The following is a 25856-nucleotide window of genomic DNA, read 5'->3' on the forward strand; positions in this document are numbered from 1 at the left end:
AGATGCCATTTCAAAACCCGCTTAACAGCCGCGCAATCCTACCTTTATGATCGGCAATTTCGATTAAACTTCCAGTGACATGACCGCCACCTGGAGAGCTCGGATGCCTTTGCGAATAATGGGTTCGTGTTTGCGGCGCGCGAGTATCGCGGTATGGACTGGCTGGTGCAGCGTCGGCGCTCCCTCGACGAGGAACGATGGGAGTTCAGCTGTGAACCTGTGCGCATCATCGCTGCGCATGTAGCAGGTGCCGCCCGTTCGCCGCAGCATGATCTCCGCGAGAGTTTCCGATCCCGTCGAAAGCCGGCAGATCGCCAGTTGGGCCAGCAGTTCTGCGTGCGTCTTTTCCAGCACGGCGGTGTAGCCCGGGCGAATGTAGGTTTCAGGGTCGACGTCGGACAGCGTTCTGGCAGCCGTCGAAACCATCACATATTCCTCCACCATCAAATGTTCGTAGGCGATCTCAGGCAGGTAGCGAGGCGCATAAAGGACGGCGATATCCAGATTTCCCATGCTTAGGTCGCTGACCATCTGGTTCGAATAATCCGACTCGACATGGATCGAGGATTTTGGAAGCGCCTGGCACAATGTCTCGACCCATCCGGGCAGGACCGAGCGGGTCATGCCCACCTGTGCGGCGATGCGCAAGGTGCCCTCGAAACGGTTGAACGCTCGTACGTCGTGTCGAGCTTGCGACCAGGTCGACAGCAAGGACCTGGCGTAGACCTCGAACCGCCGCCCTGCGGCTGTCGGCTCAGCACCGGCGCGCCCGCGCTGAAAGAGCTCCGACCCGATCGCACTCTCCAGATTCTTGATGCGGGTGCTGATCGTCGACTGGGTCAATCCCAACCGATCAGCGGTGCGGTTGAAGTTTCGCGACTCGATGATGTCGAGAAAGGTTTCGATGTGATCTAGCTGCACGCGACCTCCGATCGAAAAAGTCGATCATATTGCGCAGGATCATAAGCTTGATCAAACAATACTCAAGGCCGAAGCTGCACTCGGTGAAATCGGCCGGCAGATCGACCAGGCTGAAGCTACGGAGCTGAGCAACGTGTTCATAGTCGACTGCGATTGTCACAATTACTGGTCAAGCGCGACCGTGTTGGAGCCTTACCTTTCCGGCCTATGGAAGGACATGTTCGTTGAAGGCGAGAAGACAGGTCCCGTTGGCGCCTTCCCGCATGGCCATCGTCCCTGGTTTCATCCGCAGGACTTCTCCCGCAAGGACGTCCGTCCGAAGACGGAAGCCGACAACTATCTCATCATGAAGGAGAAGCACCTCGACAAGTACAAGGTCGATGTGGCGATCCTGACTGGCGATGAGCCGATCGAGGCTTCCACTCTCGCCAATCCCTATTATGCCAGCGCCCTCGTCAGCGCCTATAATGACTACCAGATCGACCAATGGCTGCCGAAGGACGACCGCTTCATGGGCTCGATCGTCATCGCGCCACAGGATCCGAAGCTCGCGGCCGCCGAGATACGCCGCCTGGGCAATCATCCGCGCATGGTTCAGGTTCTTGCCTCGCAAGGCTCCGTCAAGCCCTATGGCGATCCGTTTTACCATCCGATCTATGAAGCATGCGCCGAGGTGGGGCTGCCCTTTGCCATACATCTGGGCGGCCATGGCGGCGTGAATTCGACTGCGATTGCTCCTGCGCCGACGACATTCTTCTGGGAGACCCATGCTATCCTGCACATGTCGGCAATTTCGCACGTCGCAAGCATGATTGCGCATGGCGTCTTCGAAAAATGGCCGGACCTCTACTTCGTCATCATCGAATGCGGCGTGGCCTGGGTGCCGTCGGTATTGTGGCGCCTGGACGCAGATTACAAAGCCCTACGCAAAGAGACGCCATGGCTGAAGATGCTGCCTTCCGAATATTGCCGGCGCAACATCCGCTTTTCCACACAGCCGCTGGAGCAGCCCGCAAATATTCAGCATCTCTGGTCCACTCTCGAGGCGATGGACGGTGAAAACACGCTGATGTTTGCCTCTGATTATCCGCATTGGGACTACGACGATGCCAACACGCTACAAATCCCTCCTGCCTGGAAGAACAAGATCATGGGGCTGAACGCGCTGGAGGTCTACAAGCGCATCCCCCGCGCGCAAGCGGCGAATGCCGCCTGAGGAAGCACACGATGCCTGAGAAGACATACATCTGCAGAGTCGACGAGATCGAAACCGGATCTCCCTTCATCGCCAAGATCCGCAGCCTTTCGGTCGGCGTTTTTCGCATCGGAGATTCATTCCACGCGCTGCTGAATGTTTGTCCGCACCGTGGAGCTCCGCTTTGCGAGGGGCCGCAATGCGGAACAACTGCACCGGTCGAAGAGGCGCAATTCATCTATCACCGCGAAAACGAGATCGTGCGCTGCGCCTGGCATGGCTGGGAATTCGACATCAAATCAGGCGCGGCCCTAGTCGATCCGTCCGTTCGCGCGCGCACGTTTCCAGTCACTGTCGAGGCGGGAAGCATCTATGTGACGGCCTGATTGAGGTGCGGATTTGAGCAGTCAGAAGAAAGGGTGATCGCAGCTAACAAGCAGATTTCTACACAGGTGCGTGACGAACAATAACGCGGAAAATCCGCAATGGGAGAGTCAAATGTCAGAATCTGAATATAAGCTTGGTATCGCTCAAAGCCTGATTGGTCGCGGCAAGATTTCCCGTCGCGACTTCATTCATCTTGGGCTGGCCGCTGGGCTGACGCTCACCGCTGCGGACAAGCTCTTCGTCAGCACGGCGCGGGCCGAACCGCTTCAGGGCGGCTTCGCCAAGCTGGGCATGGCACATGGCGCAACGACAGATTCGATCGATCCAGCCGGCTACCTGGATACGTTCACACAGACCGCGTTCTCGGGCTCGATGTCCAACAGCCTCACCGAGGTCGACGCGAAAGGCAACGTCCAACCGGACCTTGCCGAGAGCTTTGAATCGTCGGACGGGGCCAAAACCTGGGTCTTCAAGCTACGCAAGGGCGCAACCTTCCACAATGGCAAGAATGTCACGGCGGACGACGTCGTGGCTTCGCTGCGCTATCATATGGGCGACGAAACCAAGTCGGCGGCGAAGCCACTGCTTGAGCCTGTGGCGAGCATCAAGGCGGATGGCCCGGAGACGGTTGTCTTCACGTTGAAGAGCGGCAACGCCGATTTCCCCTACATCATGAGTGACTACCATCTGGTCATCATGCCGTCCAAGGACGGCAAGGCGGATTGGGGATCGGGCGTTCGCACCGGAGCTTTCGTGCTCGAGAATTTCCAGCCCGGCGTTTCGGCCAAACTCAAGCGCAATCCGAACTATTTCAAGAACGGCAAACCCTACCTCGATGAGGTGGAGTTCATCGCCATCACCGATCTCGCCGCCCGCATGGCCGCGCTATCGACAGGGGAGGTGGACTATATTGGCCGTGCCGACCTCAAGACACTCGGCATGCTGAAACGCAACCCCAAGGTGGAGATCGTCGAGGTCACCGGCTATGGCCACTATACCTTACCGATGAATGTCACGATGGCGCCGTTCGACAATCCGGACGTCCGAATGGCTTTGAAATGGGCGATCAACCGTCAGGAGATCGTCGACAAAATCTTTCTCGGTCACGCCACCGTGGCCAACGACAACCCGATCGCGCCGGCGATCAAATTCGCCACCAATCCGCAGCCGCAGCACAGTTTCGATCCGGAAAAAGCCAAGCATTACCTGAAAAAGGCAGGAATGGAAAAACTGAAGGTGGACCTCTCGGTCGCCGATGCCGCTTTTGCAGGCGCGGTGGATGCGGCTGCGCTCATCCGCGAGACGGCAGCCCAGTGCGGCATCGACGTAAACGTCGTGCGTGAGGCCGAGGACGCCTACTGGGACAATGTCTGGCTCAAGAAACCTTGGTGCGCTTCGTATTGGAGCGGTCGCGCGACAGCCGACTGGATGTTCACGCAAGCCTTTGCCGCAGACTCCAGCTGGAACGAGTCGTTCTGGAAGAATCCCCGCTTCAACGAATTGCTTGTCCAGGCGCGCGCCGAAACGGACGAGGCCAAGCGGGCGGCAATGTATGCCGAGATGCAGCAACTGACCCATGATGATGGCGGCAGCATCGTGCTGGTCTTCAACAATTTCGTCAGCGCCAAATCCAACAAGCTCGCACATGGCGAAGTGGCGCCGAACTGGGAGAATGATGGATTGAAGATGGCCGAACGCTGGTGGATCGCCACTGCGTGAGAGTGCGGGCCGGACCCGCGATGGCTACTGGGCTCCGGCTTGCAGCCGCGGGCCCTGCCTGGTGTGGCAGGGCAGCGACGGCAACGGGAAACGCGTGCAAATGAACCCCGTCGCAAGAACGGTCCTGCAACGCCTTGGCCTCGGCCTGGTCACGCTGTTCATCGTGTCCATCATTATCTTCTCTGCGATTGCAATGCTGCCGGGCGATTTCGCCAAGGCGATGCTCGGGCAATCCGCGACACCCGAAACGGTCGCCGCCTTCCAGCGAGAAATCGGCATCGACCGTCCGCCTGTCGAGCGCTACTTCGTCTGGGTCGGGCAAATGCTCCACGGTGATTTCGGCTCTTCATTCGCCAGTCGCACCGGGTACCGGCGTACCGTCGCCGAGATCATCGCGCCACGCCTCTACAATACGATGTTCCTTGCATCGATGACCGCGCTGATTGCAGTTCCGCTAGCCCTGGGACTGGGCATCCTCGCTGCGCTCTACCGCAATGGCTGGTTCGACCGGCTGGTGAACGCAGTGACGCTGACAACGATTTCGTTCCCGGAGTTTTTCGTCGCCTATATGCTTGCCTATCTCGTCATCTCGCGCGACACGTTCATCGGATCCGAGTTCGCACAATCACTGCCACACTGGCTTGCGGTCTCATTGAACTGGATACTCAATGCAGTTCCCAAGTTCCCGACATTGTCGAATGTGAACGACCAGACGCCGTTCTGGGAGCATGTTTGGAGAGTAGCCTTGCCGGCAATCACGCTTACGCTCGTCATCGTCGCCCATATGATGCGCATGACACGAGCGGCGATCATCAACATGCTGGCAAGCCCCTATATCGACATGGCGCGTCTCAAGGGAATGTCGCCCATGACAATCGTACTCAGGCATGCGTTGCCCAACGCATGGGCTCCGATCGTCACTGTGGTGGCGTTCAATCTGGCTTATCTCGTCGTCGGAGTGGTCGTGGTCGAAGTGGTGTTCGTCTATCCCGGCATTGGTCAGCTGATGGTTGATGCGGTCAAATCCAGGGATGTTCCGGTCGTCCAGGCCTGCGCCCTGATTTTCGCGGCGACCTATATCCTCCTCAATCTAACAGCCGACATCATTTCCATCGCCACCAATCCCAGGCTCCTGCATCCACGATGACCAGCTACGAACCCATCGCTCAGGTTCACAGGCTGAGGCGCTCGCGCGTCACCCGGGCCAAAACGGCGCTGAAGAAGGCACCCTTCAGTGCCTGGTTCGGCATCCTCGTGATCATCGGCTATGTCATCGTTGCGATCTTCGCGCACTGGATCGCCCCATATGGCGAAACGCAGGTCTTCAGCGAAGCCTTCGCGCCGTGGAGCCAGCAGTTCAAATTGGGAACCGACCAGCTCGGCCGCGATATGCTCACACGCTTGATTTATGGTGCGCGCAACACCATCGGTATCGCCGTCGCGACGACACTGTTGTCCTTCGCAGTCGGCGTCTCGCTAGGCCTTCTAGCCGCATTGTACAGAGGATGGCTCGACCAGATACTGTCGCGTGCGGTGGACGTGTTGATGTCGATCCCAAGCCTGATCTTCGCCCTGGTGCTGCTTTCGATCTTCGGCTCGTCGATCACCAGCCTGATAATCATCATTGCGCTGCTCGATTCTACCCGTGTCTTTCGGCTCGCACGCGCTGTCGGGCTTAACGTGGCAGTAATGGAATACGTCGAAGTGGCGCGATTGCGCGGCGAAGGCCCGAAATGGATCATCGCCAAGGAAATCCTTCCCAACGTGATGCCCCCGCTGGTCGCGGAATTCGGCTTGCGATTTTGCTTCGTGTTCCTCACGATCGCGGCACTGTCCTTCCTGGGCGTCGGTATTCAGCCACCGACCGCCGATTGGGGATCGATGGTGCGCGAGAATGCGACCCTGATCACCTACGGCGATGTCACGCCGCTGCTGCCGGCCGGCGCGATTGCCCTCCTCACTGTCTCCGTGAATTTCGTCGTCGACTGGTTCCTCCACGCAACAAGTGGGTTGCGGGATGAAAAATAGCGCCCCCGGATTGCGCGAAAAAGGCAAGGATCTGCTTCAGATCCGCAATTTGCATGTGGAGGGTTTCTCGGATGAGCGGTGGCACCCCATTGTCCGCGGGGTCGATTTGGCGCTGAAGCGGGGGGAGGTTCTTGGCCTGATCGGCGAGTCAGGTGCCGGAAAATCCACCATCGGCCTCGCCGCGATGGGCTACGCCAAGCCGGGCTGCCGGATCACAAAGGGCTCGATCCTGTTCGACGGTATCGATCTTCTGGCAATCAGCGAAACAGGACGTCGCCGCCTCCGAGGCTCGCGCATCGCCTATGTCGCGCAAAGCGCCGCGGCCTCTTTCAATCCAGCCCACCGACTCCTCGATCAGACTGTCGAAACTGTGGTGGCTCATGGGATTGCCAGCCGAGAAAAAGCGAACCGGAGTGCGGTCGATCTCTATCGCCGTCTTCAGCTTCCAGATCCGGAGACCATCGGCTTTCGCTATCCTCATCAGGTTTCCGGCGGACAGTTGCAACGGGCAATGACCGCGATGGCAATGGCTTGCCATCCGGACCTCATCGTCTTCGACGAACCAACGACAGCGCTCGATGTGACGACACAGGTCGAAGTTCTCGCCTCCATTCGCAATATCGTGGAGGAATTCAACACCGCTGCAATCTATGTGACGCATGACCTGGCGGTGGTGGCGCAAATGGCGGACCGCATCATGGTTTTGCGCCATGGACTTACCGTGGAGGAGGCAGAAACGCGCCAGATGCTCGCCTCGCCCAGCCAGGAGTATACCAGAACGCTCTGGGCCGTGCGCAAGCTCGCAAAGCCCGAAGTTCCGGCCGATGACTATCTGCTTACGATAGACAACGTCACGGCGGCCTACGGCCGAGCGGTCAAGGTGCTTCAGGATGTCTCCATCAAAGTTCCACGTGGAAGAACAGTGGCCGTGGTCGGCGAATCCGGTTCCGGGAAATCGACGCTCGCCCGCGTCGTTACCGGCCTGCTGCCACCGCTTTCGGGGTCGATTTCCTTTGCCGGCCAGACCCTTTCCAAGACCCTGAAGACGCGCCCAAAAGAGATCCTGCGCCGCATACAGATGATTTATCAAATGCCCGACAACGCACTTAATCCGCGCCAGACGGTCGAAGAAGTCATAGCTCGGCCGCTTGAGTTCTACCTTGGCCTCCAGGGTGCGCAGAGGGACCGGCGGATCGACGAACTCATGCACATGGTCGAGATGAGCGAAACTTACCTTGACCGTCTGCCGGCCGAACTATCGGGGGGTCAGAAGCAGCGCGTTTGCATCGCTCGGGCCTTGGCCGCCGACCCGGAACTCATTATCTGCGACGAAATCACGTCCGCGCTCGACCAGATTGTGCAAGAGGAAATTCTGAAGCTGTTAATGCGGCTTCAGCGCGACCTCGGCATGAGCTACATTTTCATCACCCATGACATTGCCACCGTGCGAGCCATCGCCGACGAAATTGTGGTCATGCACCAGGGTAAAGTCGTTGAGCAGGGATTAAAGAGCGAAATTCTCACGCCGCCGCATGCACCCTATACCGAACGGCTTTTGTCCTCCGTGCCGGAAATGGATCCGGACTGGCTCACAAGGCTGCTCGCCAGCCGGAGGATGTGATCGTCGGGCAAAGTGTTCTTCCATATCGCCAGGACTTATAGGCTTCGCGGTGGGCGCTGGGCGAAGCAGCGGTCGATCGCACCGTCCATACGAGGATAGCGAGCCTTTGCCGCCGTTCGGCTTCTGAAATGATGATTGAACACGCGCAATTCGGGAGCCAATAGTCCATGCCAACAAGAAGCGATGCTAGTGAAGCGCGCCGGTGGTTTGCCGAAGACCTGCGTGTCTCGTCACCGGTCTTGCACAACCCTGCGGTCATCGAGGCCTTCGCAAAGGTTCCGCGCGAACACTACCTTGGCAACGGACCATGGCGTATCCATTCGAGATTGCAGATCGGGGCGGTCCATACCAGCCCTTCAGCCGCACTTCATGAGATTTACCACGACGTTCTGGTCTCACTTGACGAAAAGCGCGGATTAAACAGCGGTTTGCCGTCGCTTTGGGCCTTGGTTTTCGACCATGTGAACATCGCTCCCGGCCAGACCGTCCTTCAGGTAGGCGCCGGTGTCGGCTATTTCACCGCCATCCTCGCTGAACTGACGGGTTCTGAAGGACGCGTGATTGCCTATGAGATCGACGAAGAACTCGCCCGGCGCGCGCAAAGCAATCTTGCTCATTATGCCCATGTCGAAGTGGTATCCGGTGATGCAACGCAGGCAGTTGATCTGCCGGACCTCGATGTCGTTGTCGCCTTTGCCGGAGTGACGCACGTGCCGGAACGGTGGCTTTCAAATTTGTCCGACGCTGGCCGGATGGCGCTGCCGTTCACGGGCGAAGACCAACGAGGCTTCATGATGCTTCTGGAAAGGGCTGGCGATACCTTTCCCGTACGATCACTTGTGCCATGCGGGTTTTACCCCTGCAGCGGAGCCAGGCGCAGTGACGAAGAAAAGGCCTTGATGGCCGCCCTCAAGGCTGCGCGAGGCAAGGTTACCCGTCTCGCGCAATATCACCGAGGGCGACCAAAAAATGGCAGCGAGAACGCTTGGTTGGTGACCGACACATACTGGATTTCGAAAGCCTAGAGATCGATGTCGAACTTGCGTGTCACCGTAGTAGCGTGCGGCACGGCATTCCACGAACGATCTATACCATCGGGAGCGGTCCGAAACATCATTGCGTCCTGAGTTTCCCCGATCCGCGCGTGCGGATTGCAGGCGCGGTCCTGGCCGGCTGCAGCACAGGCTTTCTCTTGTCCGACGACTGACCAGACCCACGCGGGGTTGAAAGCGGCGGTGCTGTCTTGGTCAGGCCGGACGGCTTTGTCGCGTGGCGGTCATCGCACGGCGTGCCTGATCCCGTACAGGTGCTGATCGAAACACTTGACGGGTTTGGTTTCCGCACGCAGGCACACGAACACCATCGGTGAGCGCGCGGATACCTCCTGCGTTCCGCCGCGCCGATGGGCCACCGTGGCCTTGGCAGACCGAATGTCGCCATTACCGCAAATGGTCAATCAAACCGTTCAGCAGGAGCAGCAACGCCCCAGCGACGACAGCCGCGGCGGCATCGTCCAGCATAATGCCGGCCCCACCCCTTACCTTGTCGTGCATGATACGGATGGGCCAAGGCTTGACGACGTCGAAAAACCGGAAAGCAAGGAAGCCTGCTGCCCACCAGAGTGGGTCGATCGGAAGCATGGAAAGTGTCGCGGCGGCGCCGAAGGTCTCATCGATGACGACGATCTGCGGGTCCTCCGTCCCGGTTCGGGAGATGACATGCGACGACGCCCATACGCCGACGGCGAACAGGGCCGCATAGGCAAGCACAGTCAGCCAAGGCGATGCCGGTATCAGAGCTGCGGCAACAGCCACTCCAACCATTGCGCCGGCCGTGCCCGGCCATATTGGAGATAATCCCGCGCCAAGAGAGGTCGCGAGCAGGTAAGCAAACTTGGGTGAAAATCTATGCATCGAGTTTCGGCCGGCTTCCGACGGATGGCAAGCAGTCATAGTCACATCGTTCGGGCGCGGCCGCCAGACCGCCGGTCGATTTGCGCCGTCGGCTTGGCGAGCGCCTTAATCCGCCGGCCGCATTCGCCGAAAGAAATCGCTGTTGCGGCGAGTTGGGAATGTTGCTGAGCCCGGTCTCGGCCCGCTTTGACCAATTGGAACGGTAGCGACGGTGGAACAAACCCGCAAATTGCTGGTAAAGCTCGGTGAAACGACATCATCAGAGGAGCCGCCATGATCGCCGGTCTCATGAAAAGTCGCATCGACCCGCTATGGGAGCAGGCCGCTTCTCCGCTGATCGGGATCGGCATGACGCCGAACCAGGTTACGGCCAGTGGGCTCGTGCTAGTCGCTTTGTCGTCGGCGGCCTACGTCTATCACCATTCAAGCCTTGCCTTTGGCCTTTGCCTGGCGTTTGCCTTCACCTTCGATGCGCTGGACGGTGCTGTCGCCCGCCGAACAAATATGATCACCAAGGCCGGTGGCTATTTCGACGCTGTCGTCGACCGCTATCAGGAATTGGCCGTCTTTGCGGCTATCGGCTGGGTCGCCGATCTGTGGGCGATCGCAATGGTCGCGTTCGCCGGCGGGATACTCACAAGTTACGCCAAGGCGCGGACGGCGCTGGAAATCCCTGTGGAAAACCATGGTTGGCCGGATTTCTTCGAGCGGATGGAACGTCTGGTTTTCATTTGCGTGCTGCTCGCCGCCGACGGAGTCGCGGCCGCCCTGGGCGCGGCATCGCCGTGGATTCTGGCGGGTGGGTTCGCGCTTTACGCAGTGCTGGCCAACGCCACAGCGCTGCAACGGATCAGTCGCGCATTCACGATGCTGAAACGAGCCGACGGAAAGCAGCCGTGAGACTGCAGCCCACTTGCGCGTAGTCTCACATGAAGGTATATCATGCTTCACATGAGGAGGCAGTGATGATGCTGGCGTTCGGAAATGTCGCCGACGTGCTGGGCTTGCCGCCCAAGGAAACGGCTGCACGGTCGCCATTCGGGCTGATGGCTCGAATTGAAGACGGATTGCCCATCGGCGCGCTCGAACGCGTCTCACAATTGCTGGCACCGGCCGATGCCCAGTTCAAATATCGCCTCGTTCCAAAGGCAACCTATGAACGTCGCAAGAGGGGTGCTCTTCGACTGTCTTCGGAAGAGGGCATGCGGGTGGCACGAGTTGCTCGTGTATGGGACTTGGCCCTCGACGTCTGGAAGGTCGAAGATGAGGCTCGTGACTTTCTATTTCGGCCTCATCCCATGCTGGAAGACCGGCGCCCGATCGAAATGGTCATCCAAAACGAGATCGGCGCCGAGCTGGTGATCGATATCCTTGCAGGCCTGAAGTACGGCACCGCCGCTTGACGGCGCAGATACTCGATCGGACGCTGCTGTGCTTCAGGATCGGCGATCCTGCCGGCACTTATCCGATCTTTGACGCGACGGGCTCGACGATTGCGCCCGGCCGCTGGAACACGCCCGGCAGCCCGGTGATCTACGCCAGCGAGCATTATTCGACTGCCTTGCTGGAAAAGCTAGTGCACGGCAGCGGCAGACTGCCGCCCAACCAGCACTACGTCCAGATCATGGTTCCGCGCGGGCTGAGCTACGAGACCTTTTCTCAGCCGTCGCTGCCGGGTTGGGACGTAATGCCGGCAAAGGTGAGCAAGGAATTCGGTGAGACTTGGTGTATCGAGCGCCGCAGCGCGATCGTAATCGTACCAAGCGTCGTGGCTCGCCTCGACAACAACGTGTTGATCAATCCGGCCCATCCGGAGTTTGCCTTGATCACAGCCAGCCTGCATCAGCCCGTGTATTGGGACAGGCGGCTGTTCGGTTCCTGAGCGGGGCCGGGAGGGGAGGTTCCTGCCTCCTGCGGTCGATTGCTCAAACTCGTCAGCGCCAGCCCAAGCCCGGAGCGACATGGGTCAGGATCGCCTCGATGACGTGGGCATTGTAGTCGACGCCGAGCTGATTGGGGACGGTAAGCAGCAGCGTATCGGCCTCGGCGATGGCTTCGTCGCCCTTTAGCTGCTCGATCAGGACGTCCGGTTCGGCGGCATAGGAGCGGCCGAAGACGGCAAGCCTGTCTGCCTCGATGTAACCGAAATGATCTCCGCTTTGGTTGCCGCCGAAATAGGCCCGGTCGCGATCGTCGACAAGCGCAAAAATGCTCCGGCTCACCGACACCCGCGGCTCGCGCGTGTGTCCGGCCGCCTTCCAGGCCTCACGAAAAGCCCGGATCTGTTCGGCCTGCTGGATGTGAAACGGCTTTCCGCCCTCGTCGAATTTGAGCGTGGAGCTCTGCAGGTTCATCCCCAGTTTCGCCGCCCATTCGGCGGTGGCGTTTGTGGCGGCGCCCCACCAGATGCGCTCGCGCAGGCCCTCCGAGTGCGGCTCGACGCGAAGCAAGCCAGGCGGGTTGGGAAACATCGGCCGCGGGTTGGGCTGCGCAAAGCCTTTGCCCAGCAACACTTCGAGCAGCACTCCGGTGTGTCTGCGGGCCATGTCGGCATCGCTCTCGCCCTCTTGCGGGGCGTAGCCGAAGTAGCGCCATCCCTCGATTACCTGCTCCGGCGAGCCGCGGCTGATGCCCAGTTGCAGACGCCCTCCGGCGATTAGGTCGGCGGCACCGGCGTCCTCCGCCATATAGAGCGGGTTCTCGTAACGCATGTCGATCACCGCCGTGCCGATCTCGATTCGGCTGGTCTTCGCCCCAACCGCTGCCAGCAGCGGGAAGGGCGAGGCGAGCTGGCGCGCGAAGTGATGCACGCGGAAATACGCGCCGTCTGCACCCAGCTCCTCGGCCGCGACGGCCAGCTCGACGGACTGCAAAAGCGCGTCGGCTGCCGTCCGGGTCTGTGATTGCGGCGAGGGCGTCCAGTGCCCGAACGAGAGGAAACCAATCTTCTTCATGAAATAGCCAGCCTAGAGGGAAGACAGTGCAGACTATGCTTCGACGCGGAGCAAAGCACTTCAAAAATGTTGCCCTGACGGCACTCTTGAAAGCCGCTCCGGCCGATTTGGGAGTGAGGGCAGGCGACGAGTTTTGGCAATGCAGAAGCACATGTGCTACCCGAAAATGGACGCGTGGCGAGGTGTGACGCTGGTCGACACCAACGTTCTGCTCAATCTTGTCACCAATGATCCGAACTGGGCGGATTGGTCGATCGCCCAGCTTGAGGCGCAAAGCCTGAATGGACCGCTGTTGATCAACGATGCTGTCTATGCCGAGTTGGCTTTCCGATACGGGGCGCATCGAGGATCTCGACGCGTTTCTTGACAAAGCTGTCTCGAAATCGCTCCGATACCATAGGCAGCACTGTTCCTCGCGGGAAAGGTCTTTACCCAATACTACGCGAGATCGAGCGGGTTGAGCACCGGCGTGCTGCCTGACTTCTTCATCGGCGCGCCCATGCCGCGGTCAATGGGCTGCCGCTGTTCACGCGCGATGCTGGTCGCTATCGCACCTATTTTCCATCACTCAAGCTGATCGCACCGAACTCGTGAATAGCCCGCCGAATAGGGTCCGCTAGGAAAGCGCCGCGAATGCGAGCACTATCGCGATGAGGATCAACAGCGGCCCCATCCATTTAAAATGGGTTCCAAAGTTCGTCCACCATGCCTGCCGTTGGCCGGGGCGAGCTTGAGAGGGGTCCGAGAAGAATCCGAAGCCGACGCCAGCCATCCACAACCCGGCGCAGAACATGATGAACTCGTCGATGTAATCCGCGACCACGCTTCGAAGCTTTCGAATTTATGCCGCCGCTACATGCGCCGAATTCGAGCCGATATAGTTACGGATCGTTTCGATGATCCGGTCCTGGTCAGCCTCGCTCAGATAGGGATGCATCGGCAGGCACAGGATGCGCTTCGGCAGCTCTTCCGAAACGGCAAGGCCGGTCGGGGTGCGCGGATAATCGCGATAGGCAATCTGGCTGTGCAGCGGTTTCACATAGTAGATGACCGACGGAATGCCCTTTTCACCGAGATGTGCCTTGAGCCCGTCGCGTTTCGGCGTTTCGATGGCGTATTGCGCCCAGGCCGAGCGGCCGCCGCCCAGATTGCGTGCCGCCTTGACGATATCGCCGAGACCTTCGGCATAGCGATTGGCGACCGCTTGCCGCGCCACCATCTCGTCCTCGAGGATGGCCAGCTTCTCTATCAGGATCGCCGCCTGAAGCGTGTCGAGCCGTGAATTGATGCCGACGCGGACATTGTCGTATTGCGTTTCGCCTTTGCCGTGAAAGGCGAACGAGCGCAGCTGTTCGGCCAGCGCATCGTCATTGGTGAACATCGCACCGCCGTCGCCATAGCAGCCGAGCGGCTTTGCCGGATAGAAGCTGGTCGAGCCGACGGTGCCGAACGAGCCGCACATCTTGCCGTCGGCCGAGCCCCCGGTCGCCTGCGCCGCATCCTCGATGACCATCAGGCCTTCGCGATCGGCGATGGCCATGATCGCCTCGTAATCGGCGGCGAGGCCGAACAGGTCGACGGGAATGATTGCCTTCGGCCTCAGCCGGCCTTCCGCCTTGATCATGGCGATTGCCGCCTCGAGGCTGGCGGTGTCGATATTGTAGCTGTCGGCATCGACATCGACGAACACCGGTTCGGCCTTGGTCAGCGCCACCACTTCGGCCGTGGCGGCAAAAGTGAAGCTCGGCACGAACACCGCGTCGCCCGGGCCGATGCCGGCGGCAAACAGCGGCAACAGCAGCGCATCGGTGCCGTTGGCGCAAGCGACCACATGCTTGGTGCCAATATAGGCGGCGAGCTTGTTTTCGAATTCGGTGACCTGAGGTCCGAGGATATAGCGGCCTTCGTCGACGACCCGGTCGATTGCCGCTTTCAGCCTGTCGCGGATGCGTTCGCGCTGCGCGCCAAGATCGATGAACTGCATGTCGGCCTCAAACGGTTTAGTCAGATAACCGGCCGCTGGTAGCAGACTTGGCACGGCCGAGAAAGCCGCAGGGCAAAACCCTGAATTGCTCAAATGTCGCAGCCTGTTACCGCTGACTTCCGACCTGCCCTCTTAAACGCGGGGAAATCCGGGCTTCGGCCGGCTCGATATGGACCTCACAGCCCGTCCCGCCGGGTCGACGAAACATAAAGTGATCGCGGCAGGCAGGTCCTTGAGCGTGTTGCCAGCCGGTTAGGCAATTTCATGCCGCGACGGCGGGTTGGCGCCGGCCCGCGAGACCGTCACAGCCGCGGCTTTCGCGCCGAGCGTCAGCGCCTTATGGATGGCTTCTTCCGGCAGGCCGGCGATGGCCGTCTTCGACAACAGGCCCTGTTCGTGCAAGGAGGCAAGGATGCCGGCATTGAATGTGTCGCCGGCGCCGACCGTATCGACCACCTCGACCTTGTCCGGCACGACCGTGACCCGGTGCCGGCTGCTGTAACCGACCGCGCCCTCGCTGCCGTGGGTGACGACGATCAGCTTCGGACCGCGGTCCAGCCAGTTGCGCACGACGTCCTCATGCGAGCCGGCTTCGCCGAACCAGTTCAGATCCTCGTCCGACAATTTGACGATGTCGGCCATCGCCATCATGCCGCGGATGCGCCTGAGGTGCTTGGCCTTGTCGGGAATGAAGTTTGGCCGGATGTTGGGGTCGAGCATCATCACTCGGCGCTCATGCTCGCGTCGCATGAACTCTTCATAGGCCGACCCGGCCGGCTCCGAGATCAGGCTGATGGCGCCGAACAGCATGGCCTCGATCTCGCTGCCGAGTTCCGGCAGGTCCTCGATGGTCAGCATGCGCCCGGCGGTGTTCTCGTCGTAGAAGGTGTAGGTCGCCTGGCCGTTGTTGAGCCGCACGAAGGCGAGCGTAGTCGGGCGCGGCGAGGTGTGTGCATAGGTGGAACTGACCTTGCTGGCTCCCAGCGCCTCCCTGAGCTGGCCCCCGAACAGATCCGACGACAGGCCGGAGAAGAAGGCAGCGGGCGCGCCGAGCCGGCCAAGCGCAATTGCCGAGTTGAAGACGGCACCGCCGACATAGGGCGCAAAGGCCGACTCGCCCTCCGTCGTGGTCCGCGGCAGCATATCGATCAGGGCTTCGCCACAGCAGAGGATCATGAAGTCTTGCTTTCCGGCGGATAGATCACGCCCTTGCGAATGATGATGTTGGCATAAAGCCGCGGCTCGCTCGTCGCGACAATTGCGTGTGCGGCCTTGACCCGTGCATAAAAGTCGGCGCCGGCAAGCGCAACCACCTTGCGGCCCGGGGCACGGCTGGCGCAGATCGCTTCCATCTCATGGTGAACCGGATCGGCGAGCAGGGGATCGCCTTTGGCCGAGGCGCGAAACAGCGCCTGCGGCACGGCGTCGTCGACCGGCAATACGCTCAATACCGCATCGAGCACCGGGACGAGATGATGACCGTCGGCGCGGATCAGCCGCTGTGCCTGCTGCTCGGCCGGGTAGTTGCCGTCGACCAAGGCGATCTCGTCGCCATGGCCCATGGCGCGCAATATCGCCAGAAGCTCGGGGCCGAGCAGCGCCGGGATGCCGATCAGCATGCTCAGAAGCTCCGGGAAATCGTGGTCGAGCCGATGAGGAAGCGCTCCGACAGCGGCAGGCTGGCGCCACCCAGTGCCCGCGCATGAATGCCGACGGTTCCCTCACGAATGGCCGGCAGCCTCAGGCCCTCGCCGTCGATCCGGCCGATGGCCTGGATGACGGCATCGACAAGCCGCCTGCGCACGGCAAGCGGCATCCACCCGTCGATCACCGCGGCTTCGAAATCAATGACGGAGGACGCCGAAACGATGGCATAGGCGAGCGCCTGCGAGGCGCTGGCGATCCAGTCGTCGAGCTCGGCGCCGATCTCGCCCCAGTCCCCCGGCGATGTCCACAGATGCGAGGCCTCGATGCCGCGCGCGTTGAGCGCCTTTTCCAGCATGGCGATCGACGCCACGTCGATCAACTGCGTCGGCTTGCCGTCCGGCCCGGGCACCGGCATCGAGCCCAGCGCGCCGGCATTGCCGGTTGGGCCGCCAAACAACCGGCCGTTCAGCACGATGCCGCCGCCGGCAAAGGCGCCGATATAGAAATAGACGAAATCGCGTGCCGCACCCGCCGCGTGGCCGAACACGAGCTCGGCACCGCAGGCCGAGGTGGCGTCGTTCTGCAGATAGACTGGAAATTCGCATTGCGCCTGGATATCGGCGCGGATGTCGCGATGGCGCCATTCGTCCATGATTTCGCGCGGTGCGCCGGCGGTATCGGCCCAGTTCCACAATTCGAACGGCATGGCGATGCCAAGCCCGGCAATGCGCTTGTCCTGCGCCGGGGTGAGCTCGCCGCGCATCTTGTTCATGCCGCCTGTGACGAATTCCACCGTCTCGCGCGGGGCAGGGTAGCGGTAGGAATGCTGCAGCATCGAGCGTACGTTTCCGAGGAAATCGATCAGCACCAATTCGGCGCTGCGGCGGCCGATCTTCAGGCCGATGAAATAGGCACCGTCGGGATTGAGCGCCATGGGTATCGAGGGCTGGCCGATCTTGCCGCGCAACGGCGCCTGGCGGACGAGCAGGTCGTCCTCCTCCAACTCGCGCATGATCACTGAGACCGTCTGCGCCGACAGGCCGGTCATGCGTGCGATGTCGGATTTGGCCAGGCTGCCATGCTGGCGCACGAGCGACAGCACCAGCCGCTCATTGTGATCCCGCATGCCGCTTTGATTGGTGCCGCGGTGCAGACGGCTTTCGGCCGCATTGGGCGAACCGTGCCTCGTAACGCCGGTCTCCACCCTGTTCCTCCGTCGTTTCCCCTCAATGCTTTTGGTCTAGAGTGGGTGAACAATCCTGCGTTGTCAATAATAAATAAGAGTGATTTAATTATTGACAGTGCTGGCGGACTGGTGTCTCTTGGGATCGGCGCCGATGCTGGGAGATTTCGTCGGACGCGCTGCAGATGTCGGTTGGCCGGCATCCTAAATGGTTCCATGGGAGGAAAATCGTGACTACGTCAAAACTGTTGAAATCCACCGTGTTCGCCGCGGCCGGACTGAGCCTGATGGCCTTTGCGTCGACGGCATCGGCCGCCGGGGTCGGCGCCTGCTTGATCACCAAGACCGACACCAATCCATTCTTCGTCAAGATGAAGGAAGGTGCGACGGCCAAGGCCAAGGAGCTTGGCGTCGATCTCAAGACTTACGCCGGCAAGATCGACGGCGACAGCGAGAGCCAGGTTGCTGCAATCGAGAGCTGTATCGCCGACGGCGCCAAGGGTATCCTCATCACCGCGTCCGATACCAAGGGCATCGTGCCGACGGTGAAGAAAGCGCGGGACGCCGGGCTGTTGGTGATCGCGCTCGACACGCCGCTTGATCCGATCGATGCCGCTGACGCGACCTTCGCGACGGACAATCTGGAAGCCGGCAAGCTGATCGGCGCATGGGCCGCCGCGACACTCGGCGATAAGGCCAAGGATGCCAAGATCGGCTTCCTCGACCTGACGCCGTCGCAGCCGACGGTGGACGTGCTGCGCGACCAGGGCTTCATGATGGGCTTCGGCATCGACGTGAAGGACCCCAACAAGATTGGCGACGAGGACGACCCGCGCATCGTTGGCCATGACGTGACGAACGGCAATGAAGAGGGCGGCCGCAAGGCGATGGAGAACCTTCTGCAGAAGGACAACACCATCAACGTCATCCACACCATCAACGAGCCGGCAGCTGTCGGCGCCTACCAGGCGCTCAAGGCCGTCGGTCTCGAAAGCCAGGTGCTGATCGTCTCGGTCGACGGTGGTTGCCCCGGCGTGAAGTCGGTCACCGAAGGCGTGATCGGCGCTACCTCGCAGCAATATCCGCTGCAAATGGCTGCGCTCGGCATCGAGGCGATCGCCACTTTCGCCAAGGACGGGACGAAGCCGAAGCCGACCGAAGGCAAGAACTTCTTCGACACCGGCGTCAACCTTGTCACCGACAAGCCCGCCAACGGTGTGAAGTCCATCGACACCAAGGAAGGCCTCGCCAAGTGCTGGGGCTGAGGCTGGCCTGACCGGCAACAGGTCGCGATCGGCCGGGGCTTGATCCCCGGCCGCTCAGGGTGGACGATGTGCCGGTCTAGACGCAAATAGTCCCGGCAGCAGACCGGAAGGCGTGGACGGCGTTGGCTCTTGGCTGAAGCCCAGGGGAGGAAACATGTCTCAAGCACAAGAATTCGAAAAAGTTCTATCGAGCAGCGACACAAGCGTCGCCGCGTTCGACGAGCATAAATCGGCCGTCAAGCGCGCCCAGCATTTCCTGCATTCCACGCCGGCAGCGGTGCCGCTGATCGTACTGGTTCTGGCGATCATTATCTTTGGCATCACCATCGGCGGGCGTTTTTTTTCATCCTATACGCTGACGCTGATCCTTCAGCAGATCGCCATTGTCGGCATTCTGGGCGCCGCGCAGACGCTGGTGATCCTGACCGCCGGCATCGACCTGTCGATTGGCGTGATCATGGTGATTTCGGCTGTGATCATGGGCAATTGCGCGGTCAGCTACGGTATGCCGGCCGTGCTCGCGGTGGCAATCGGGCTTGTCGCTGGTGGCGCATGCGGCCTGCTCAACGGGGTGCTGGTCGCCTACATGAAGCTGCCGCCCTTCATCGTGACGCTAGGCACCTGGAACATCGTCATGGCCACCAACTTCATCTACTCGGCCAATGAGACGATCCGCGACACCGACGTCGACGTTCAGGCGCCTCTGCTGCACCTGTTTGCCTTGAGCTTCAAGGTCGGCACCGCCGTGCTGACGCTTGGCGTCATTGCCATGGTCGTTCTCGTGTTGGTCCTCTGGTACGTGCTCAACCACACCGCGTGGGGCCGCCATGTCTACGCGGTTGGCGACGATCAGGAGGCCGCGAAACTGTCGGGCATCCAGACGAAGAAGGTGCTGGTGACGGTATATGCCCTTGCCGGGCTGATCGCCGCCTTCGCAGCCTGGGTCTCCATCGGCCGCAATGGCTCGATCTCGCCGTCCGCCGCCGTGACCGACTACAATCTTCAGGCCATCACCGCGACGGTGATCGGCGGTATTTCGCTGTTCGGCGGGCGCGGCTCGATCCTCGGCACGCTGTTCGGCGCCATGATCGTCGGCGTCGTCTCGATGGGCCTCAACATGCTGGGCGCCGATCCGCAGTGGAAGGTGCTGCTCACCGGCGTGCTGATCATCGGCGCCGTGGCGATCGATCAATGGATCAGAAAGGTTTCGGCATAGCCATGACCCAGGAACCCATCCTCACCGCGCGCAGCCTGGTCAAGCGCTACGGTCGCGTCACCGCACTCGACGATGCCGATTTCGATCTCTATCCGGGCGAAATCCTTGCCGTCATCGGCGACAATGGCGCCGGCAAATCGTCGCTTATCAAGGCGATTTCCGGCGCGGTCGTGCCCGATGAAGGTGAGATCCGGCTTGAAGGCAAGCCCGTCGCCTTCAAGTCGCCGATGGAGGCCCGGGAGGCCGGCATCGAGACCGTCTACCAGAACCTGGCTCTGTCGCCGGCGCTGTCCATCGCCGACAACATGTTCCTCGGCCGGGAGATCCGCAAGCCGGGGTTCCTCGGCGAATGGCTGCGCATGCTCGATCGCCCGGCGATGGAAAAGCGCGCCCGCGACAAGCTCACGGAGCTTGGCCTGATGACCATCCAGAACATCAGCCAGGCCGTGGAAACGCTTTCCGGCGGCCAGCGGCAGGGTGTGGCGGTGGCGCGCGCCGCCGCCTTTGGCAGCCGGGTGGTGATCATGGATGAGCCGACGGCGGCACTTGGCGTCAAGGAGAGCCGCCGCGTCCTCGAACTGATCCTCGACGTGAAGAAGCGAGGCCTGCCGATCGTGCTGATTTCACACAACATGCCGCATGTCTTCGAGGTGGCCGACCGCATCCACATTCATCGGCTTGGCCGTCGCCTGTGTGTCATCGATCCCAAGCAGCATACGATGTCCGACGCCGTCGCCTTCATGACCGGCGCCAAGGTGCCGCCGGAAGCGGCGCTGGCAGCTTGAGCAAGAGCTTGAGGCCCATCGCCGAGGAACCCGAACGCGCTGTTTCCAAATGCCAAATTGCCGCAGGGCAACCCGGCTTTCGGTCGACTGAATCGATTGAACATCCTGTGGGATACACTAGCATTGGTAGAGATGGTGAAAGCCGCATGATCCTGGCAACGTCACGAGAGGCAGCATGACGCGCGCGATGACAACCGAAGCTCCTCCGCCCACGCTCGAAAACCCGGATCCCAAGACGCTCGCCGACGAAGTCTTGCAGGCCCTCAAATACAGGGTCGGCAAGGGCACCAACGTTGCAACCCAGTACGATTGGCTTACCGCCTCAATCAAGGTTGTGCGCGACCGCATCGTCGATCACTGGATGCAGGCAACCCAAGAGGCCTACGCCCAGCAGGAAAAGCGGGTCTATTACCTGTCGCTGGAATTCCTCATCGGCCGCCTGATGCGCGATGCCTTCTCCAATCTCGGCCTGATGGACAATATGCGCGAGGCGCTGTCGTCGCTTGGCGTCGACCTCGACATCATTGCAGCGCTCGAACCGGACGCTGCCCTTGGCAATGGCGGTCTTGGCCGGCTCGCCGCCTGTTTCATGGAAAGCATGGCTACCGTCGATATCCCCGCGCATGGCTACGGCATTCGCTATGCCAACGGCATGTTTCGGCAGGAGATTCATGACGGCTGGCAGGTGGAACTGCCCGAGACATGGCTCGATCACGGCAATCCCTGGGAGTTCGAACGCCGCGAGCGCTCCTTCGAGGTCGGCTTCGGCGGCTCGGTGGAATCGATCACCTCGAAGGACGGCAGGCTCGAGCGCCACGTCTGGAAGCCGACCGAACATGTTCTGGCCGTTGCTTACGATACGCCAGTGGTCGGCTGGCGGGCCAATCGCGTCAATACGCTGCGTCTGTGGTCCGGCATGCCGGTCGACCCGATCCTGCTCGACAAGTTCAACGCCGGCGATCACATCGGCGCGCTCGCCGAAAGCAACAAGGCCGATGCATTGTCGCGCGTCCTTTACCCGGCCGATTCCCACAAGGCCGGCCAGGAGCTGCGACTGAGGCAGGAGTATTTCTTCTCCACCGCCTCGCTGCAGGACATCGTCCAGCGTCATCTTAGCCAGTATGGCGACTTGCAATCGCTGCCCGACAAGGCGGCGATCCATCTCAACGACACCCATCCGGCGATCGCCGTAGCTGAGCTGATGCGCCTGTTGATGGATGTCCACGGCATGGATTTCGACCAGGCCTGGAGCATCACCAAGCGCACCTTCGGCTACACCAACCACACGCTGCTTCCCGAAGCGCTCGAAAGCTGGCCCGTGCCGCTGTTTGAGCGGCTGTTGCCGCGCCACATGCAGATCGTCTACGCCATCAACGCCGAAGTGCTGCTCGAGGCGCGCGCCTCCGACCAGTTCTCGGACGAGCAGATCAGCCGCATCTCGCTGATCCAGGAAAATGGCGATCGCCGCGTGCGCATGGGCAATCTGGCCTTTGTCGGCTCGCACTCGATCAACGGCGTCTCGGCCCTGCACACGGAATTGATGAAGGAGACGGTGTTTGCTGATCTCCACAGGCTCTACCCGGACCGCATCAACAACAAGACCAACGGGATTACACCGCGGCGCTGGCTGATCCAGTGCAATCCCGGCCTCACGACACTCACCCGAGGGGCGATTGGCGACGGTTTCCTCGACGACATCGACGAGATAAAGCGGCTTGATCCTTTCGCCGGGGACGCCGCCTTCCGCGACAAGTTCGCCGCCGTCAAACGGGCGAACAAGACGAGGCTTGCCAATCTTGTTGCCGACCGGCTCGGCATCAAGGTGGACCCCTCGGCGCTGTTCGACATCCAGGTCAAGCGCATCCACGAATATAAGCGCCAGCTCTTGAACATTCTCGAAGCGGTCGCGCTTTACGACCAGATCCGCTCACATCCAGAGCGCGACTGGATGCCCCGCGTCAAATTCTTCGGCGGCAAGGCGGCACCCAGCTATCACAATGCCAAGCTGATCATCAAACTTGCCAACGACGTCGCCCGTGTCATCAACCGCGACCCCGCGGTGCGCGGCTTGCTGAAAGTGGTGTTCGTGCCGAACTACAATGTCAGCCTGGCCGAGATCATGATGCCGGCCGCCGATCTTTCGGAGCAGATATCGACCGCCGGCATGGAAGCCTCCGGCACCGGCAACATGAAGTTCGCGCTGAACGGCGCGCTGACCATCGGCACGCTCGACGGCGCCAATGTCGAGATCAAGGAATGCGTCGGCGACGACAACATCTTCATCTTCGGCCTGACCACAGAGGAAGTCGCCGAGCGGCGCAACAATGGTTACGATCCGCGCGCCATGATCGAGGGCTCGCCCGAATTGGCGCAGGCGCTGTCGGCGATTTCATCGGGCGTCTTCTCACCTGACGATCCGGACCGTTATCGCGACCTGATCAACGGTCTTTACCAGAGCGACTGGTTCATGGTCGCCGCGGATTTTGATGCCTACGCCGCCACACAGCGCGACGTCGATGCCGTCTGGCGCAACAGCCCGGACTGGTACGCCAGGGCCATCCGCAATGTCGCCCGCGTCGGCTGGTTCTCGTCCGACCGCACGATCCGCCAATATGCGAAAGACATATGGCACGTGCCCGCCTGATATGATTGCATGAGACCACGGACAATGTGGTCCTAGTGGAGTGGATTTGACCCTCGCATCCTTTGGAGGGTCAGGCGGCATGCGAATGTCGAATTCAAAACTCCACTAGAAACATACACTTGGTGCCCGGGGAGGATCACTGCCTGATGAGCAAGCCGCGCGCGACCGTTGCGACAAGCGGGCCGGACGGACTGGCGCAAACCAGCGATGTCGCGGCGATTGTCGCGGGCACGCACGGCGACCCGTTTGCCGTGCTCGGCGTGCATGAGGCAGGGAAGGGATTTGTCGCCCGTTGCTTTGTTCCTCATGCCGAGTCCGTCACTGCCTATACGCTGACCGGCAAGAAGGCTGGCGAGCTGTCGAGGCGTGACGATCGCGGTTTCTTCGAAGGCAAACTGTCGCTGCGCAAACGCCAGCCGCTGCGCTATCATGCAAGGAATTCCGGCGGTGACTGGTGGCTGACCGATCCATATTCCTTCGGCCCCGTGCTCGGTCCGCTAGACGATTACTATATCGCCGAAGGATCGCATCTCAGGCTGTTCGACAAGCTCGGCGCCCATCTCATCGACCATGAAGGTGCATCGGGCGTACATTTTGCGGTGTGGGCGCCCAATGCAAGGCGTGTCTCGGTGGTCGGCGACTTCAACGAGTGGGACGGCCGCAGGCATACCATGCGCGTCCGCCGCGACACCGGCATCTGGGAGCTATTCATTCCCGACATCGGCGCTGGCCGCCCGTATAAGTACGAAATCATCGGGCCAGATGGCGTGAGATTGCCGCTCAAAGCCGATCCGTTCGCCTTCAAGTCCGAACTGCGCCCGGCCACCGCCTCGGTGACGGCTTTGCCGCCGGCGCATGAATGGGGTGACGAGGCGCACCGGAACTACTGGCGCAATGCCGACCACAGGCGCGAAGCCGTATCGATCTACGAGCTCCATGCCGGGTCATGGCGGCTTCACGACGACGGCAGCTTTCTGTCGTGGGATGAGCTCGCCGACAGGCTGATCCCGTACGTGGTCGAGACCGGTTTTACCCACATCGAATTCATGCCGATCTCCGAACACCCTTATGACCCGTCCTGGGGCTACCAGACGACGGGTCTTTATGCGCCGAGCGCCCGCTTTGGCGATCCGGACGGTTTTGCCCGCTTCGTCGACGGCGCCCACCGTGCAGGCATCGGCGTCATCCTCGATTGGGTGCCGGCGCATTTCCCTGTTGACGAACACGGTCTGGCAAAGTTCGATGGTACCGCGCTCTACGAACATGCCGATCCGCGCAAGGGCTTCCATCCCGACTGGAACACAGCGATCTATAATTTTGGGCGCCGCGAAGTGATTTCGTTTCTGGTCAACAATGCGCTGTTCTGGGCCGAGAAATATCACGTCGACGGACTGCGCGTCGATGCGGTCGCCTCGATGCTTTATCTCGATTATTCGCGCAAGGCCGGCGAATGGATCCCCAACGAGAAGGGCGGGCGCGAAAACCTCGAGGCGGTCAGCTTCCTGCAGCGTATGAACAAGGAGGTCTACGGCCACCATCCGGGCGTGATGACCATCGCCGAGGAATCGACCTCGTGGCCGAAAGTCTCGCAGCCAGTGCATGAAGGCGGGCTGGGCTTCGGCTTCAAGTGGAACATGGGCTTCATGCACGACACTCTGGAGTATTTCTCCAAGGAGCCGATCTTCCGCAAGCATCACCACAACGACATCACCTTCGGCCTGGTCTACGCCTTCAGCGAGAATTTCGTGCTACCGCTGTCCCATGACGAGGTGGTGCACGGCAAAGGCACGCTGCTCAACAAGATGGCCGGCGACGACTGGCAGAAATTCGCGACGCTGCGCGCCTATTACGCCTTCATGTGGGGTTATCCCGGCAAGAAGCTGTTGTTCATGGGCCAGGAGTTCGCGCAGCGCCGCGAGTGGAGCGAGGCGCGCGCGCTCGACTGGAACCTGCTCGATTTCCGGCTCCACCGTGGCGTCTGGCAGACGGTGCGCGACCTCAACTATCTCTACCGCTCGCGCCCGGCGCTGCATGCCCGCGACTGCGAGCCGGAGGGCTTTTCCTGGCTGATCGTCGACGACAGCGCGAACTCGGTCTTTGCCTGGCTGCGCAGCGCGCCAGGCGGCAACCCGGTCGCCGTCATTTCCAACTTCACGCCGGTGCCGCGCGACAATTACCGCGTGCCGTTGCCGCAGGCCGGAAAATGGCGCGAGATCATCAACACCGATGCCACGGATTATGGCGGTTCCGGCATGGGCAATAGCGGCGGCGTCGAGGCTCAGGCGGAAGGAGGAGGCATTTCGGCGACGATGCTTTTGCCGCCGCTGTCGACGATCATGCTCGAATTCGTCCCGGACTGAGCTATGTCTGGAGTATCTAACCTGGGAGGATAAG

The 25856-nt window shown here is 60.9% G+C and carries 23 protein-coding genes and 2 pseudogenes; 17 read left to right on the plus strand and 8 right to left on the minus strand.

Going from position 1 to position 25856, the window contains the following annotated elements; genetic code table 11:
• Positions 1-63: 63 nt before the first annotated feature.
• Positions 64-921, minus strand: a complete 858-nt coding sequence (locus NKJ84_RS18095; RefSeq protein WP_352507559.1) for a LysR family transcriptional regulator — start codon at positions 919-921, stop codon at positions 64-66.
• Positions 922-1054: 133 nt separating this feature from the next.
• Here NKJ84_RS18095 and NKJ84_RS18100 point away from each other — a divergent pair, with 133 nt between their 5' ends.
• From NKJ84_RS18100 to NKJ84_RS18135, 8 genes and pseudogenes are all read left to right on the plus strand, one after another.
• On the plus strand, positions 1055-2137 hold the full coding sequence (locus NKJ84_RS18100) for an amidohydrolase family protein (protein WP_352507560.1): 1083 nt from the start codon (positions 1055-1057) through the stop codon (positions 2135-2137).
• An 11-nt stretch (positions 2138-2148) separates the two neighbouring features.
• On the plus strand, positions 2149-2502 hold the full coding sequence (locus NKJ84_RS18105; protein ID WP_292653661.1) for a Rieske (2Fe-2S) protein: 354 nt from the start codon (positions 2149-2151) through the stop codon (positions 2500-2502).
• 112 nt (positions 2503-2614) lie between these two features.
• Positions 2615-4222, plus strand: coding sequence for an ABC transporter substrate-binding protein (locus NKJ84_RS18110; RefSeq protein ID WP_352479459.1), 1608 nt, complete (start codon positions 2615-2617; stop codon positions 4220-4222).
• A 100-nt stretch (positions 4223-4322) separates the two neighbouring features.
• Positions 4323-5369: an ABC transporter permease gene (locus NKJ84_RS18115; protein ID WP_352507561.1), complete on the plus strand. Its 1047-nt coding sequence runs from the start codon at positions 4323-4325 to the stop codon at positions 5367-5369.
• A complete protein-coding gene (locus NKJ84_RS18120) occupies positions 5366-6250 on the plus strand; it encodes an ABC transporter permease (protein WP_352507562.1) in 885 nt (294 codons plus the stop codon). The genes NKJ84_RS18115 and NKJ84_RS18120 overlap by 4 nt, the downstream gene beginning before the upstream one ends.
• The gene (locus NKJ84_RS18125; RefSeq protein WP_352507563.1) at positions 6240-7871 is read left to right on the plus strand and encodes an ABC transporter ATP-binding protein; all 1632 of its coding nucleotides are present in this window, start codon (positions 6240-6242) and stop codon (positions 7869-7871) included. Before NKJ84_RS18120 ends, NKJ84_RS18125 begins: the two co-directional genes overlap by 11 nt.
• A 167-nt stretch (positions 7872-8038) precedes the next feature.
• Complete coding sequence (locus NKJ84_RS18130) at positions 8039-8896, plus strand: protein-L-isoaspartate O-methyltransferase family protein (RefSeq protein WP_352507564.1); 858 nt, start codon at positions 8039-8041, stop codon at positions 8894-8896.
• Between the two features lie 203 nt (positions 8897-9099).
• Positions 9100-9240, plus strand: a pseudogene (locus tag NKJ84_RS18135) (aromatic-ring hydroxylase C-terminal domain-containing protein); the annotation flags it as partial.
• Between the two features lie 70 nt (positions 9241-9310).
• Here NKJ84_RS18135 and NKJ84_RS18140 read toward each other — a convergent pair.
• Positions 9311-9823 carry a phosphatidylglycerophosphatase A family protein gene (locus NKJ84_RS18140; RefSeq protein WP_352507565.1) on the minus strand — a complete coding sequence of 171 codons (513 nt, stop codon included), beginning with the start codon at positions 9821-9823 and terminating at the stop codon, positions 9311-9313.
• Positions 9824-10057: 234 nt separating this feature from the next.
• Here NKJ84_RS18140 and NKJ84_RS18145 point away from each other — a divergent pair, with 234 nt between their 5' ends.
• From NKJ84_RS18145 to NKJ84_RS18155, 3 genes are all read left to right on the plus strand, one after another.
• Complete coding sequence (locus NKJ84_RS18145) at positions 10058-10684, plus strand: CDP-alcohol phosphatidyltransferase family protein (RefSeq protein ID WP_352507566.1); 627 nt, start codon at positions 10058-10060, stop codon at positions 10682-10684.
• Between the two features lie 68 nt (positions 10685-10752).
• The gene (locus tag NKJ84_RS18150) at positions 10753-11187 is read left to right on the plus strand and encodes an Xre family toxin-antitoxin system antitoxin (protein WP_254819913.1); all 435 of its coding nucleotides are present in this window, start codon (positions 10753-10755) and stop codon (positions 11185-11187) included.
• The gene (locus tag NKJ84_RS18155; protein WP_352507567.1) at positions 11184-11666 is read left to right on the plus strand and encodes an RES family NAD+ phosphorylase; all 483 of its coding nucleotides are present in this window, start codon (positions 11184-11186) and stop codon (positions 11664-11666) included. The genes NKJ84_RS18150 and NKJ84_RS18155 overlap by 4 nt, the downstream gene beginning before the upstream one ends.
• A gap of 52 nt (positions 11667-11718) precedes the next feature.
• Here NKJ84_RS18155 and NKJ84_RS18160 read toward each other — a convergent pair whose 3' ends face one another.
• Positions 11719-12738, minus strand: coding sequence for an LLM class flavin-dependent oxidoreductase (locus tag NKJ84_RS18160; RefSeq protein ID WP_352507568.1), 1020 nt, complete (start codon positions 12736-12738; stop codon positions 11719-11721).
• 184 nt (positions 12739-12922) lie between these two features.
• On the opposite strand from NKJ84_RS18160, the pseudogene NKJ84_RS18165 reads away from it, so the two are divergent.
• Positions 12923-13332: pseudogene (locus NKJ84_RS18165) on the plus strand (type II toxin-antitoxin system VapC family toxin).
• A 22-nt stretch (positions 13333-13354) separates the two neighbouring features.
• Here the strand turns inward: NKJ84_RS18165 and NKJ84_RS18170 are convergent.
• The 5 genes from NKJ84_RS18170 to NKJ84_RS18190 form a co-directional block, all read right to left on the minus strand.
• Complete coding sequence (locus tag NKJ84_RS18170; RefSeq protein ID WP_352507569.1) at positions 13355-13561, minus strand: hypothetical protein; 207 nt, start codon at positions 13559-13561, stop codon at positions 13355-13357.
• A gap of 18 nt (positions 13562-13579) precedes the next feature.
• Entirely contained in the window at positions 13580-14722 is a 1143-nt protein-coding gene (locus NKJ84_RS18175; RefSeq protein WP_352507570.1) for a DegT/DnrJ/EryC1/StrS family aminotransferase, read from the minus strand.
• A 252-nt stretch (positions 14723-14974) separates the two neighbouring features.
• A complete protein-coding gene (locus NKJ84_RS18180; RefSeq protein WP_352507571.1) occupies positions 14975-15898 on the minus strand; it encodes a carbohydrate kinase family protein in 924 nt (307 codons plus the stop codon).
• Entirely contained in the window at positions 15895-16341 is a 447-nt protein-coding gene (locus tag NKJ84_RS18185) for an RbsD/FucU family protein (protein WP_352507572.1), read from the minus strand. The genes NKJ84_RS18180 and NKJ84_RS18185 overlap by 4 nt, the downstream gene beginning before the upstream one ends.
• Before the next feature lie 2 nt (positions 16342-16343).
• On the minus strand, positions 16344-17573 hold the full coding sequence (locus tag NKJ84_RS18190) for an ROK family transcriptional regulator (protein WP_352507573.1): 1230 nt from the start codon (positions 17571-17573) through the stop codon (positions 16344-16346).
• A gap of 266 nt (positions 17574-17839) precedes the next feature.
• Between NKJ84_RS18190 and NKJ84_RS18195 the strand changes: the two genes are divergently transcribed.
• The 5 genes from NKJ84_RS18195 (at position 17840) to glgB (ending at position 25822) form a co-directional block, all read left to right on the plus strand.
• Complete coding sequence (locus NKJ84_RS18195; RefSeq protein ID WP_502894341.1) at positions 17840-18817, plus strand: sugar ABC transporter substrate-binding protein; 978 nt, start codon at positions 17840-17842, stop codon at positions 18815-18817.
• 154 nt (positions 18818-18971) lie between these two features.
• Positions 18972-20033 (plus strand): ABC transporter permease, encoded by a 1062-nt coding sequence (locus tag NKJ84_RS18200; RefSeq protein WP_352479482.1) that lies wholly within the window; start codon positions 18972-18974, stop codon positions 20031-20033.
• 2 nt (positions 20034-20035) lie between these two features.
• A complete protein-coding gene (locus NKJ84_RS18205; protein ID WP_352507574.1) occupies positions 20036-20818 on the plus strand; it encodes an ATP-binding cassette domain-containing protein in 783 nt (260 codons plus the stop codon).
• 175 nt (positions 20819-20993) lie between these two features.
• Complete coding sequence (locus tag NKJ84_RS18210; protein WP_352507576.1) at positions 20994-23462, plus strand: glycogen/starch/alpha-glucan phosphorylase; 2469 nt, start codon at positions 20994-20996, stop codon at positions 23460-23462.
• A gap of 146 nt (positions 23463-23608) precedes the next feature.
• Complete coding sequence (gene glgB, locus NKJ84_RS18215) at positions 23609-25822, plus strand: 1,4-alpha-glucan branching protein GlgB (RefSeq protein WP_352507577.1); 2214 nt, start codon at positions 23609-23611, stop codon at positions 25820-25822.
• Positions 25823-25856 lie beyond the last annotated feature (34 nt).

Source organism: Mesorhizobium sp. M0048, assembly GCF_040323405.1.
Classification (GTDB): Bacteria; Pseudomonadota; Alphaproteobacteria; order Rhizobiales; family Rhizobiaceae; genus Mesorhizobium.